The following is a 13,088-nucleotide window of genomic DNA, read 5'->3' as shown; positions in this document are numbered from 1 at the left end:
GGCGATTATATAATAAGAGTGAGGCTGGGGATATTAAGTAAAATTTGGGTAAATTTAAGTTTATTTTTAGTTATTTAATACTCTTTTATCACACTTTAATATTTTTAAAATTACCCCTAAAAAAGGCATTTTGTGTAACTTTTGTGTAAAAAATTTTTAAAAAAATTTTTATATGGTACATGTACCTTTCGTTTCATAAAAGCGTTATTCTGAACGCCTTAAGAAAGAGCATCTTTTAAGCTAACACGAAAATATTATGCGATTTTTAGCTACTTTTGCCAAAAAATTTTCTTGCCAAAACCTAGAGTGTTGCTCGTAAATTTAACCTTTTCAAGGCTTATAGACCAAATTTTTGCATCCATCGCTTTTGCGTAAAAAAATCTTTTAAAGTAAATTTCTCGCTCACTTGCGCTAGCCTCTCTCATCGTTCCTTGAAACTGCACGCCCTCTATCTTACCAACGATCTTTGTATCAAGAGCGACCGTGCCAGCAACAAGCTTTGAGTTTTTTAAAAATTTGATATGTGAGCTCTCATCAGAGCTAGCTAGCAAAAGGCAAAAATTTAGCTCATCAAAGGCGTAAAACGCGCTAAAAGCGTAAGGCTGCCCATCATCATCAATGGCGCAAACGCTTGCAAGATGCATCTTTTTTAAAAATTTAACTATCCTCTCATCCATCTAAATTCCCCTAAAAATGTCAAGAATGGTTTGAAATTTAAAGATGATTACGGCGATTATCAGCACCCAGAGCGTAAAAATAATGAGCTCTATTAGAGTAAATTTATCTTTTGCAACCTTTTTAAAAATGAGCATTGTTAAAAATGCTCCAAAAAAGCCACCAATTAGCGAAAAATAGTGGATCGCATTTACCTTTACAAAGCTTGGCAAAAGCCCTTTAAAAAATAGTGAAAACATCAAAATGGCAAGTAAATTTGCAAGTATCAAGTAGTAGCCAACGACTGGCAAAACAGGGCAAAGCTTAGCAAAAACGAAGCTTAAAACAGTGGTAAGCATCAGCAAAAAGATCCTAGTCCCAAAACAACACATCGCCCGTCCTTTTTTGACGCATTTTACAAAATTTTGCTTTATGAAATTAAAAATTTGCCGATTTAGCCTCAAAAGGATTTAAAAATGCAAACAAATTTTTACTCTCAAGGAAGCTACAACAACATGAGCTTTTCGATGAAGACTAGCTCAGGCGATGAGATAAGCTTTTCTATGTATGACAACAAAAACTTAGAGTTTTCAAGTCAAAAAAATGGCACTTCAAGCCAAAGAAGCCTAACTCTAACGCACGAATACGGCTATGAGTTTGCCTATAAAGGCAACGGCATAGACGAGCAAGATATGAAAGAGATCGAAGAGGCGATGAAGCAAATTCGCCCACAGGTTGATGAGTTTATGAAAAACGTAAAAGAGGGCGACAAGATCGCAGGTAGCAGCCAAAGCATCAGTGAGCTTTCAAACAAGATCAAACAGATGTTGCCTGACGCAAAAGATATGGATCATAAAAATTTCATAAATGATAATATGCTAAAGATGTTTGACGAACTTTTAGCTAAAAATGATGCTAATAAAGACCTACTAAGTGCGACAAAAAGGCTATTTGACACATTGCTTGATGAGAGCAAAAAAGTATCTTACTACGCATAAATTTAGAGCTTTTGGCTCTAAATTTTAACTAGCGCCTCTCTTTGATAAAAGAGGTGCGACAAAACTATCACAAAATAAAGCTGAAAAAATAATCCCACAAGCGGCACAAGCGAGATGAGATAAAACAAAAGCGTAAAAGCTATAAATTTAACCCCACCGCCTTCAAGTAACGCTAGCTCAAATTTATCGCTATCAAGTGTGTTTGAGCCAACGTCTATTAGCAAAAGTTTGTAGTAGATGTAAAAAAACGGCACGTTGATGATGAAAAAATTTACAAATGGTACAAATAAAAGTGGCAAGCAAACGAGCAAGATCCCAAGAAATTTCAATATCTCAACCATCATCACCTTTAGCACTCTAGCTGTGCTAGCCTCGCTTTTAAGCACGTAGTTGTAGTGCCTTTTGTTTATCTCTTTAGCCACGACTGGCGTTAAAAAGCCAGCTACGATTAGGGCGATCACGATGCTAATGATGATCGTTAAAAAGGTGCTTAAGACGTAAAAAAGTATGCTAACTATCCACTTTGTAGCGCTAAAGCTTAAAATTTTAATAGCTATAAAAGAGAGCGTCGAGTTTGACTCTAAAAAGGCGAAATTTTCGTTTTTAGCGCCATCACTTAAAAGGTCAAATATCTCGCCACCTCCCCAGATGCTTAGCCAAGCTAGGCAAAGTATGCTAAGACAAAGTGGCAAGATAGATAGCGTTATAAATTTGGCTGTAAAAAAGTCTTTAAAGCCAAGTCGAAGAAGATTTATCATTTTACCTTTTTGTACTCACGCTCAAGTGCGGCGTAAATTTCATCGATCTTACTAACGCCATTTGATAAAATTTCACTCATCACTTCGTTATCTTCGCGTCCGTTCCAAATTTTCTTATAGCTGCCCTCTTTGTAGCCATTATTTTGACGGAAGCGATTTAGCACGTTTTTAGCTATGTAGCACTCATAAAGCGAGTATAAATTTACCCCACATTTTAAAGACATTGAGAAATAAATTTTAAAAATATCAAAGATGTCATAGTCAAAGCCGCTGCACTCATGTATAAGCATCTCAACGTCGTTCATGATCTCATAAATGCTCTCATCCTCGACCTTTAATGGCTCTTTGCAATAGTCGCTAAAGCCACTTGACTGGCAGATATCATCAGCTAAAGTCTCAACATCACCAAGCTGCTTTGCCTTGTAAATTTGCAGCGCTAGGCTCATTATAAAGTGCCAAATATCGACAACCTCGATGCGTAAATTTTGCTCATCAGTCTTAGCATCTATGCTCTTCCAGTGCTTCCAAGCAAAGCTATCAATGAGCTCAGCGCACTCCATATATATGCAGCGCCTCCAGCTGATTAGCTTATTTTTATTTGTATAGCCATTTTCCCAACCAAGCCCGTTTGTCTCGTCATTTAGGCTTTGTTGCATCTTTAACATCTCTAAAACAATAGTTCTTTCATCCATTTTTAAACCTTTTAAATTTTAAATGATTATAACAAAAAACAATTAATGCTTAAGCGACAAGCTTGACCCAAATCATCTTAATGCAAGCTTACAAGATGTAAAATCACCCAAAATTTCAAAGGAGAAAAGATGAGAGAGAAAGATCTAGTAGTTTGCAACGTTTGCGGACTAAAAAGCAGCGATGATAAAAATGCAGTTTTCATCCACGCTCACAAAAACGGCGAAGAAGTCGATATCTGCACAAGCTGTATCCCAAGCGTGATACATGGCTCAGGCATGGTCGTAAAATCAAACGAAGAGATAAAGGCTGAAATTTAAATATCAGCCACCATGTGAGAATTCTGCCTTAAAGAATTCTCAAACTCCTCCGCACTCATCGGACGAGATAAGAAATATCCTTGCATTTCATTACAATTAAGCTCTTTTAAAAGCTCTTTTATCTCGTGGCTTTCCACGCCTTTTGCTGTCACTTTTAGCTTCATTGATTTTGCTATATTTATGATAGCAGCGACTACTTGCATATCTTTTTTATTTATCACAGACTGAGCGACAAAGTCATTTGCTATCTTTATACGGTCGATCTTATACTTTCTGATATAGACAAATGACGTATATCCAGAGCCAAAGTCATCTATACAAACATCTATGCTATTTTTCTCTAAAAGTGAGAAAATTTTATCAAGCGTCTCTTGGTCGTTTTTCCAGATATCCTCGCTAAATTCAAGCTCAAACTGCTTTGGATTTAGGTGGTGTGAGTTTAAAGTTAGCATAAATTCATTTACAAATTTTTCAGATGTGCTTTGAATTTGCGCTACGTTTATGCTTATTTTTGGCACTTTTAGCTTTTTGTTTTGCCACCTTACGGCTTGCTCTACTGTTTTTGAGACAGCAAGCGTGCAGATGTCGTTTAAGATATCGCTATTTAAGCTAGCTATATCCATAAACTCGCCAGCCTCTTTTTGTCCAAATTCTTTTGACTGCCATCTAAGTAGCGCTTCTACGCAGATGATCTTTAAATTTTTAATGTCATAAATCGGCTGAAAATATACCTCAAAATCCTCTTGTAAATTTGCTTTTTTAAGAGCTATCTCTATGTTTGAGCTTTGTTGTATTTCGCTATCTATCTCATTATTATAAACCATCGGGTTTTTGGCTGGATTTTGCTTAGCGTAGTACATCGCCATATCGGCTTTTTTGATGATATTTCTAGGATCACTGATGTTATCTCTTGTGACAACGTGGATACCAACGACACTCTTGATCGCAAAGTGATACTTATCTATTTGCAAAGGTTTTTCTATCGTATCTCTTAGCTCCATACCAAGCTTCATGCGTTTAGTGTGGCTATTTTCTTCCATTTTTGAAAGCACGATGAACTCATCAGCGCCGATCCTTGCGGTAACCTCTTGTCTGTTGCACGCTTCACGTATGCGCTTTGCTATCGCTTTTAAAATTTTATCGCCAACCTCATGTCCATAAGATGTATTTATATTTTTAAAGCGACTTATATTTATATAATAAACTGCGATCTCTTGCTTCTCGCCCAAAATACTACACATACCTTTTAGCTCATTTAGCAAAGAGTCTCTGTTGCCAAGAGAGGTTAGATAGTCTTTTTCAGATACGCCCTCTAAGCTTAAATTTATCATCTCAAGTTCGTTTGTCTTTAGGTGTTTCTCTTTGTTTTTAGCATCATGTAAATTTTGCTCTGCGTTATATATCTCTTCGCTTTGATCAAGCACCTTCATAAAATAGCTAATGACTGCTCCAGCTACAATAACAAAAATTATAAGTAGATCAACATAAGATGAGAGGTTGGCTTTTATAAGTATTAGTGCAGCTGAGATGATAGGCACGAGCTTAGATGTTGTTTTTATGCCAACATCTGCTGCACTTATACGCTTGTTATCACCCCTTAAATAAAAAGCTCCAAGCATCAAGAGGAAAAATGGCACAAGGTAGATAGAGTGCAGAGTAAAGTCATGCCCCTTGTTTATAAGCTCATTATAAAAAACATATAAATTTAATAGCGTAAAAATAGCACTTGCGATTATCAAGAAAAAGCCGCTATGTCTAATGTAAAGATGGTTGCTATTAAAAATTTCACTAAGAGCGATGAATAGAATAGACAAATTTACAAAAATAGCAATGCTAGCAGCAAGCTCGCTAGGGCTTTTAGGATGGATCAATATATTAAAATCGCCCATATCACCAACAATGCAATAAGCAAGCGTGAAAACTAGCAAAAGAACGTTAAAGCTATCGGCTAGAACTAGGATCTTTTTATCGCTAGCTATAAATTTGACCACAAAAAATATACCAACAGCGGCCAATAGTAAAAACATAGGGAGCAGATCGAAAAAATGAAGATAAGAAATTTGCTCTTTGCTTCTTAAAAGAAAGTCTTCATTGACGCTTCTAATGGCATCAATAATCGTCCAAAGAAAGACCCCAAAGCATGCAGCAAGCCAGTGCATAGCTTTAAGCTTTGATCTGTTCATAGAGATGTAGATACCAAGAACTACAAGACCAAAGCCCAAAAATATCAACAAATTTTCAAAAATTTTATAGTTTAAAATGCCGGCAAACTGAGAAAATATAAAAAGAGCTATAACGGCATAGAAAATTTGTTTTTGTCTTACGATAAGTGACGAATTTGACGTAAAAAAAATGTTTCTCTCCATTGTTTATTCTATTTCAAACCTTATTTTTAGTTATAATTTTGCAAATTTTTCTTTAAGGTTAATTATGAAATATAATATCGTCTTATCTGGAGAAAATTTAATAGACTACCAAGCGTTTAATCTATTTTTTTCAAAAAAGGCTAGAAAACAGTATTTTATAAATGTTTTTATGATTTTTACTGAGGCCATTATAGCTGGATTTGTCGCTGATATGCTCTTAAAAACCAAAATTTTTACTATTATCGGCGTCATTTTTGCTATCTTTTGGATCATTTTTTATCCAATTTTTTTAAAAAATAGACGAAGAGTGGCGCTAAAAAGCTTAGAAATTTCAGACTTCAAAAAAGAGATGATCTTTGAAGTAAATGAGAAAAATTTGGCATTTTATGAAAATGAGCCAAAAGAAAATGAAATTTTTGACATAAAAGATGTAAGTGAAATTTACGAGCTTAAAAATATCTTTGTCATCTTTATAAATGAAAAAATTCATCTTGTCTTGCCAAAAAATAAAGAAACCTCAGAGCTAGTAAAAACACTTATAAAAGAGAGCAAAAAAGAGCTACTGCTTTTTGAAAATTTAGACTACAAAAGCGTTATTGGCTAAGCTTGTAAATTTACAAGCTTAGATATGATCAAGCGTGCTTCTTATAAGCTCTTCAAAGTCTTTAGCGTTCATCGGCTTACCCCAGAAATAACCTTGTATCTCATCGCAGCCTAGCTCTCTTAAAATTTCAAGCTGAGTTTCGTCCTCAACACCCTCAGCGATCGTCTTTAGCTCGATATTTTTAGCTAGAGTTATAACGCTTTTTACAACGTCTCTATCGATCTCATTTATAGCGATGTTATCAACTAGCTCTTTTGCGATCTTTAGCCTATCTAGCGGATACTTTTTGATGTAGTTCATCGATGAAAAGCCGGTGCCAAAGTCATCGATAGAGATGCTCATGCCATTATCTGAAAATTTCTTTAAGACTGTTTGCATGATCTCTTCGGCATTGACGAGACTTGCCTCTGTAAGCTCGATATCAACGCACTTTGGATCCATGCCAAATTCTTCAACATAGCCAAAGATGTCCGATGCAAAATTTACATTATCAACCTGTTTTGGCGAGATATTGATGCCAACTTTTAGGCTGATGCCATACTTTTTATTCCAGTAGCTCATCTGCCTTATGGCCTCTTTTGCCACCCATATTCCTATTGTATTTATAATTGAGCTTTGCTCGGCTACTGGGATAAATTTAGCCGGACTTACAAAGCCTTTTACCGGAGAGTTCCATCTAATTAATGCCTCAGCACCTATTATCTTTTTACCATTTAGCAGATACTGCGGCTGGAAATTTAGGCTAAATTCCTCATCAAAATTCATAGAATTTAGCAAAATTTCTATGTAGTTTTTCTCCTGAATGATCTCTTTTATATCATCGTAAAAGACATATTTTGTATTAACATCTCTTTTTGCTGCATCAAGTGCCGCTCCAGCTTGCATGATGAGATCATCAGCTAAAATTTCGCTTGTTTGCGTTGAGCTAACGCCAACCTTTGCTCCAAGAGCTATCTTATAGTCGCCAACTGAGATTTGCTCGGCTATGATGTTTAGCAGATAGTATAAAAATTCTCTATAATGCCCCTCATTTTTTTGCTTTAAAACTATCATAAAGTCATCGCCGCCAAACCTTGAGACGATAGCGCCCTCTGGCAAGATCGCTTTTATATTTTTAGAAAATTTTAAAAGCACCTCATCGCCCACGTAGTGGCCGTATGAGTCGTTTATTGCCTTAAAGTGGTTGATGTCGATACAATAAATATCTATCTTTTCGCCAAGCGCTTTGGTCTTTATCATCTCTGATAGTTTGCTTAAAAATGACTGTCTATTTAAAAGCCCAGTGAGTGAGTCAAATTCGCTAAGCTGCCTTAAGCGTTCGTTTTTCTCTTCAAGCTCTCTTAGGCTATCTTGGATCTCTTCGTCAAGTTGAGCGATGATATGCCTTTCAGATCTAGCTAGATCCCTCATAGCAACTGTACTTGAGATACTATAAATTAGCGCTGCATAGGCTAGCAAAACCATAAGCAGAAAGACTATCCAGACAGAGTAAATTTTATCTGTATTAGCAGCTCCCAAAAAGAGTAAAGATACGATAAGCAAGGTGATAAATTTATATATAAGCACCCTTATATAGTCTTTTCTGTAGCTTCTTATCTTGATATTTGCCTCGTTTTCCTTTAGGTGCAAGCAAGCTACAAATATAATAAAAAATGCAACTTTAAAGAAAAACTCATAATGAACATTTGTACCACCGTACGCCAAAAAGGCCTTTGATGAATAGTATGCATCGCAAATGCAAATGATAAGCAAGGCTAACAGATATAAAAGTAGGCTAACTCTTTTATAGCTAAAAGCTGGTTTTTTTGATACGAAATTTAGTGAAAACGCGACAACAAAGACAAAACAAAAGATAAAAATATCCATTATGATATATGAAAGGCTAGTCACAAATTCTTGATTAAGCGCTACTACTAAACTTTTATCAAAAACTACAAACCAAAAAAAACTAACCGTTATAAGCATCAAAGCAAGTGCATCTACCACGACTTGCTGCCATATCACTCTTTTTAAAATTTTTGCAAAAAAAGCAATGGCAGATACAAGAAACATAAAAAATGGGATCAAATATAAAATTTGCATAAGCTCCGTACGAGAGATATTTCCGTGCATAAGAAGCGATCTATCATAAAGCAATAAAAGGATATCAGCCAGCGCCCAGCTCGCGATAGCTAAAAATATATAGGTCCAGTATGAGTTTAAATTTCTACTACTTTTTAATAAAAAGAACAAAAATATGGCGATCACTACATCGGTACCGACTGATAAAGCCGTCAGATAAAACTGATCCCCCAGATAAATAGCAGAAAAATAAGCAATAATCAGGGCAAATATAAATAAAAAAGAGCCGTTATGAAAATTTGTTATCCTATCAAGCACGGCTCTTCTCCGCTTCCTGGGCTAGCTTTTGCCACCTTTGCCACTCGCCGCTATCATCAACATCGTTGCCGATAGCCTCGTACCTAGCGTAAAAATGCTCAACAAATTTCTTGCACTCTTCATCTTTTGGCAGATAGCTTAGCTCATCTTTTTGGCAAAATTTCTCCAAAAACACGCTCGCATCAGCTTTTTTAGCGTATGTTTGCGCTAGATCGAAGTAGTTTTGCAAGCAAATTTCTTTAAATTTATCGTAAGCTTGCTCGCTCATATCCACGCTTAGTTTGCCGTCAAATTTAAGCACTCCAGCCCTAAAAAGCAAGCTAAGATGTATGAGCCCCTCACAGTAATAAGCCCTCACCTCATCGACCTTTCGCCACGCTATAAGCCCAACCGCACGAGCTATTAGCTCGTGAAAGACGGCCATTTTATACTCCGCCTCTTCATGCAAGAAGAAATTTACTAGCCCGCCAGTCGTCGCCTTATACTCTTCTATAAATTTAAAGACGCCGCTTTTATTCATGCTCATCTCAGTATCAAGCCCGATAAAGAGGATGTGGCCAAACTCATGGCCGATCGTTGAAATTTCATATACTTTTTTCCAAATTTTTGGCTTTAAAAATAAAATTTCCCTACCAAAATCCAAAAATTCCTTGCTAAAAATTTCAGCCCCAAGCTTCATAAAAGGCTTTGCCTTTGCACCCTCATAGACGTGATTTACAAAGGCAAAAATTTTCTTGCCACATTTTGCGCTCACACTCTCATCATTTGGCACGACTTGAGCGCTAAAAAGTCCGTTTAGCTCGGCTGCGTAATAGATCATCGGCACGCTTATATAAAGCTGCGTTCTAGCGATATTTTCGCTAACTGCCTTGTTTGTCGCGACATTATCAAATTTGATCTTTTCACAAACGCTTTTGTAAGTTTTTGTCACTTTTTCTTTAAATTTAAGCTCATCAATGCCCTCGCTATCGACCAGCCTGATGTCCCATTCAAGTGCGACTGCGTGCGTGTAGGCATCCTCGTAGTACTCCAGCGGATGGCCTGGCTGAAGCGCGCCTTTTACATCCATCCACGCTATCTCAGCCTCTTGCCAAGCGTTTATCACCTTTGCATTATCTTCTTCGAAAAAGGCAATTTGCAACTTTTCAAGGTATTTTACATAAGATTTTTGCTCGTCATTTTGGGCTAAATTTCTTAAAATTTCAAGGTTTTTTGCAAATACTTTTTTAAGCTCTCTAACCTCATCTTTAAAGGCAAGCGCATAAGGCAAAAAGCTAAATTTCTCGCCCTCTTTGCAAACTGCGCCATAAGTTCTATCAGCTCTTACGCCGTTACTATCACACTGAAATAAGGCGTTTTTAGTGATAAACTCATTTGCCTTGCCTAAATCTTTAAATTTAGCTTCAAACTCTTTATTTGTAGTATCTATTATCTTTTCTTGCCATGAAATTTGCCATGCATTTAGACTAAGTCCAAGCTCGTGCATAGCCTCAACAAAGGCTTGATAAAATGGGTCTAAAATTTGCTCATCACGTGCCTTTTTTATAAGCTGGGCGTGCAGATTTTCATATAAATTTCTAACGTAACCGTAGATCAAATTTAGCACGCGTTTTTGCTCGTCTTCGCCTAAATTTAGCTTTTTTAGCTCATTTTGAAGTGGATCAACTTTAAGATCAACTATCCTTCTTGCAAGGGCTAGCTTTTGGCTTGGTGTGCCAGTAAGGCCGCAAATTTTCACAGCATCAGCTATGATCTTGTCATCTAAATTTTTATAAATCGCGTTTAGCTTGGATTTTTGCTCTTTTGTAAGTTCGTTTAGTCTTTTAAAATCATTCATCTTTTCATCCCTTAAAGTTGCAGGATTTTAGCATAAAGCCATTAAAATTTGCTACAATTTACCAAAAATTTAAAATCTAAAAGGCAAAAAATGGACATTTTAAAGGACTTTGGCGAGCCACGCATCAAGCAAGTGATGCTACCAAAAGATACAAACTCAGCTGGAAATATTTTTGGTGGCTGGATAATGAGTCAGATAGACCTTGCAGGTGCTCAGGCTGCTAGAGAAATTTCACCTGAGCGAGTTGTGACTATTTCGATGAAAGAGATCATATTTAAACAACCAGTCTTTGTTGGCGACGTACTAAGCTGCTATGCAAAGATCATCGCAGTTGGCAAAACATCGATAACAACACAGATAGAAGTGACTGCGCTTAGGTTAAATGACGGTGGTTTTAGAGAGACTATACACGTCACAAGTGCCATCGCGACCTATGTCAGTGTGACAAAAGATGGACTTAAAAAACCAATAGATGAGAAGCTAAAAAAGCTCCACGGCTTTTAAAATTTGGTTGCGATTTATGCAGCCAAACCCTTAAATTTATCACTATTTTTAAAAGAATTTGAAAAAAAGTAACACCAAAAAAGAGAAATTTCAACTTATTTAAATGCTTTATAAAGTAAAATCAGCCCTTACACTTTTTTGGGAGAAAGATGAAAAAATCACGCTTAGGGCTTTTACAAACGCATATTTTAGATATCTTGACACAAGATGAGCTGGAGAAATTTGAGTTTAAAGAGCTGCCAAAGACAAGCACGATCTACACCGAAGATATCGAGATCATCATTTTAAAAAGTGGCTCAGCAAAGCTCTCATTTTTTGAAGATGGCGAGGAATTTATCCTTTATCATTTAGAAAAAAATAACATCGCCATACTTGATGACAACTGCGCCTTTGAAGTGCTTGAAGATGCCCAAATTTACGTCATTAGGCTAGATGAGATAGGTGAAATTTTGCACAATCAAAAAGCTGCAAGCGAGATCCTAACAACCACTCTAAACACCATAATCGTGCAGCGCCAGATCACAAAGTCGATACTTTTTGAGGACGCAAAGGGCAGGATCGCAAATTTCTTGATCGAGCTTGCAAATGAGCAAGATCTAAAACAAAACGGCTACCGATATGTATTTTTGCCATTTTCTCTAAAAGTGCTCTCAAGCTTTGTTGGTCTCAAGCGCCAAAGCGCCTCAACAGCCTTTAATGAGCTTATCAAAGACGACATCATCAGAAAGATCACACCGCACGAATTTCTCATCATCGACCACGAAAAACTTGAAAGTTATACAAATTAAATAGCTTTTACACCCTATCTTTAAATTTAGCGAGCCTATCTCGAAGCTCTTTTGAAAGTGTAAATTGTGAAAGCTCATATCTGTCAAAAATGACGATTATATCATCACCAAGCGCTTGCACTAGGCCAAAACACGCATCTCTATCGAGGCGATTTTTTCTAAATTTAACACTTAGCGCATCGACTTTTTTCTTATCACCAAAGCTCTTAATAGCGATCTCATCGATATCTTTGAAGAAAAATTTGATATGTTTTGAGCCTTTTTTTATGACAAATCCATCATCATCTATCTCAAAAAAGTTGTTTTGCAAGATCTTTCTCACACAAAAAAAGGTTGAAATGGCGCCAACGATGACACCAAAAAGAGATGGCGTGCCAAGATCAAGATAAAAGTAGCTAGCGACGCTAAAGACAAAGAGCCCAATCCCAAAGGCTAGCGCCCAAAAAACATCTTTTTTACTCTCTTTGGTTATCATTTTTGCCCTCTTATGCCAAAAGTCCGGCGCCATTTATCGCTTGGCTGCGCTCTTTGGCGTAAATTCTCTCGCCATTTATTACGTCATATTTCCAGATCGGTGCATTTGCCTTAAAGTCCTCGACAAACTCGTTTATTAGCCTTAGTGCGACCTTTCTTTGAGGGCTAACAACACCTGCTACATAAGAGCTCGTATGCACTGGCACATCGCCTTTTGAGTGAGCAAAGAGCACGTAGGCATTTTCTTTTTTGGCTCGCTCCTGCCAAGCATCTAGCCATTTTTTAAGGATCGGCTCATAGATATCAAAGCTAAGCGCCGAAATACCGCCCTCTTCTCTTACTATGCCCACAAAGGTGATGAGCGCGCCGCAATTTTTATCTTTAAATTTATCATACCACTCATTGGTGATGCTTTGAACGTCCAAGCTACCATTATAAATTTGCATCTTAGCCTCCACAAACTGGCGGTAAGATAGAAATTTTATCGCCTGATTTAAGAGCGAAATTTATATCGCTTACGATCTCGTCATTTACAGCCACAGCGCAGATATTTAGCCACTTTTTAAGCTCTTCTTTCTCACTTAAAGCCGCTTTTACCTCGCCTAAATTTTTTGCTTCTACTTTTATACTCTCAAACCCTATAGGCCCAAGAAATTCGATCTCTACCACATTTTATCCTTTGAAATTTTTGCTGATTTTACTTAAAAATAAATTTA

The 13,088-nt window shown here is 36.8% G+C and carries 15 protein-coding genes; 5 read left to right on the top strand and 10 right to left on the bottom strand.

Annotated features, from left to right (window positions below):
- Nucleotides 1–269: 269 nt before the first annotated feature.
- Nucleotides 270–677 carry a pyridoxamine 5'-phosphate oxidase family protein gene (locus F3G91_RS09585; RefSeq protein ID WP_149701424.1) on the bottom strand — a complete coding sequence of 136 codons (408 nt, stop codon included), beginning with the start codon at nt 675–677 and terminating at the stop codon, nt 270–272.
- Nucleotides 678–1,046: an L-arabinose ABC transporter gene (locus tag F3G91_RS09580; protein WP_223227868.1), complete on the bottom strand. Its 369-nt coding sequence runs from the start codon at nt 1,044–1,046 to the stop codon at nt 678–680.
- 84 nt (nt 1,047–1,130) lie between these two features.
- Here F3G91_RS09580 and F3G91_RS09575 point away from each other — a divergent pair, with 84 nt between their 5' ends.
- Nucleotides 1,131–1,652: an ATP/GTP-binding protein gene (locus F3G91_RS09575; protein WP_149701423.1), complete on the top strand. Its 522-nt coding sequence runs from the start codon at nt 1,131–1,133 to the stop codon at nt 1,650–1,652.
- A gap of 17 nt (nt 1,653–1,669) precedes the next feature.
- On the opposite strand, the gene F3G91_RS09570 is transcribed toward F3G91_RS09575, so the two are convergent.
- Nucleotides 1,670–2,410 (bottom strand): EI24 domain-containing protein, encoded by a 741-nt coding sequence (locus tag F3G91_RS09570; RefSeq protein ID WP_149701422.1) that lies wholly within the window; start codon nt 2,408–2,410, stop codon nt 1,670–1,672.
- A complete protein-coding gene (gene dut / locus F3G91_RS09565) occupies nt 2,407–3,102 on the bottom strand; it encodes a dUTPase (protein ID WP_009294967.1) in 696 nt (231 codons plus the stop codon). Before dut ends, F3G91_RS09570 begins: the two co-directional genes overlap by 4 nt.
- Before the next feature lie 129 nt (nt 3,103–3,231).
- Here dut and F3G91_RS09560 point away from each other — a divergent pair, with 129 nt between their 5' ends.
- Complete coding sequence (locus F3G91_RS09560; protein ID WP_002940779.1) at nt 3,232–3,420, top strand: hypothetical protein; 189 nt, start codon at nt 3,232–3,234, stop codon at nt 3,418–3,420.
- Here the strand turns inward: F3G91_RS09560 and F3G91_RS09555 are convergent.
- The gene (locus F3G91_RS09555) at nt 3,417–5,786 is read right to left on the bottom strand and encodes an EAL domain-containing protein (RefSeq protein WP_149701421.1); all 2,370 of its coding nucleotides are present in this window, start codon (nt 5,784–5,786) and stop codon (nt 3,417–3,419) included. The two genes, F3G91_RS09560 and F3G91_RS09555, sit on opposite strands and share 4 nt — an antisense overlap.
- 64 nt (nt 5,787–5,850) lie before the next feature.
- Here F3G91_RS09555 and F3G91_RS09550 point away from each other — a divergent pair, with 64 nt between their 5' ends.
- Nucleotides 5,851–6,390, top strand: a complete 540-nt coding sequence (locus tag F3G91_RS09550; protein WP_087582936.1) for a hypothetical protein — start codon at nt 5,851–5,853, stop codon at nt 6,388–6,390.
- Nucleotides 6,391–6,408: 18 nt separating this feature from the next.
- Here F3G91_RS09550 and F3G91_RS09545 read toward each other — a convergent pair whose 3' ends face one another.
- A complete protein-coding gene (locus tag F3G91_RS09545) occupies nt 6,409–8,622 on the bottom strand; it encodes a putative bifunctional diguanylate cyclase/phosphodiesterase (RefSeq protein ID WP_223227867.1) in 2,214 nt (737 codons plus the stop codon).
- 139 nt (nt 8,623–8,761) lie between these two features.
- Nucleotides 8,762–10,606 (bottom strand): invasion protein CiaB, encoded by a 1,845-nt coding sequence (gene ciaB, locus F3G91_RS09540; RefSeq protein ID WP_149701419.1) that lies wholly within the window; start codon nt 10,604–10,606, stop codon nt 8,762–8,764.
- 90 nt (nt 10,607–10,696) lie between these two features.
- On the opposite strand from ciaB, the gene F3G91_RS09535 reads away from it, so the two are divergent.
- Nucleotides 10,697–11,110 (top strand): acyl-CoA thioesterase, encoded by a 414-nt coding sequence (locus F3G91_RS09535; protein ID WP_149701418.1) that lies wholly within the window; start codon nt 10,697–10,699, stop codon nt 11,108–11,110.
- A 149-nt stretch (nt 11,111–11,259) separates the two neighbouring features.
- Nucleotides 11,260–11,898, top strand: a complete 639-nt coding sequence (locus F3G91_RS09530) for a Crp/Fnr family transcriptional regulator (protein ID WP_087582938.1) — start codon at nt 11,260–11,262, stop codon at nt 11,896–11,898.
- A gap of 7 nt (nt 11,899–11,905) precedes the next feature.
- On the opposite strand, the gene F3G91_RS09525 is transcribed toward F3G91_RS09530, so the two are convergent.
- The 3 genes from F3G91_RS09525 to F3G91_RS09515 are packed head-to-tail and all read right to left on the bottom strand — an operon-like array spanning nt 11,906 to nt 13,041.
- On the bottom strand, nt 11,906–12,373 hold the full coding sequence (locus F3G91_RS09525; RefSeq protein ID WP_149701417.1) for a molybdate transport repressor: 468 nt from the start codon (nt 12,371–12,373) through the stop codon (nt 11,906–11,908).
- A gap of 10 nt (nt 12,374–12,383) precedes the next feature.
- Nucleotides 12,384–12,818, bottom strand: coding sequence for a molybdopterin synthase catalytic subunit (locus F3G91_RS09520; RefSeq protein ID WP_009295363.1), 435 nt, complete (start codon nt 12,816–12,818; stop codon nt 12,384–12,386).
- A 1-nt stretch (nt 12,819) separates the two neighbouring features.
- The gene (locus F3G91_RS09515; RefSeq protein WP_149701416.1) at nt 12,820–13,041 is read right to left on the bottom strand and encodes a MoaD/ThiS family protein; all 222 of its coding nucleotides are present in this window, start codon (nt 13,039–13,041) and stop codon (nt 12,820–12,822) included.
- Nucleotides 13,042–13,088: the final 47 nt, after the last annotated feature.

Origin of the sequence: Campylobacter concisus (assembly GCF_902460715.1) — a bacterium.
In the GTDB taxonomy this organism is placed as follows: Bacteria; Campylobacterota; Campylobacteria; order Campylobacterales; family Campylobacteraceae; genus Campylobacter_A; species Campylobacter_A concisus_AK.
This window is presented reverse-complemented; position numbering and strand designations above follow the sequence as displayed.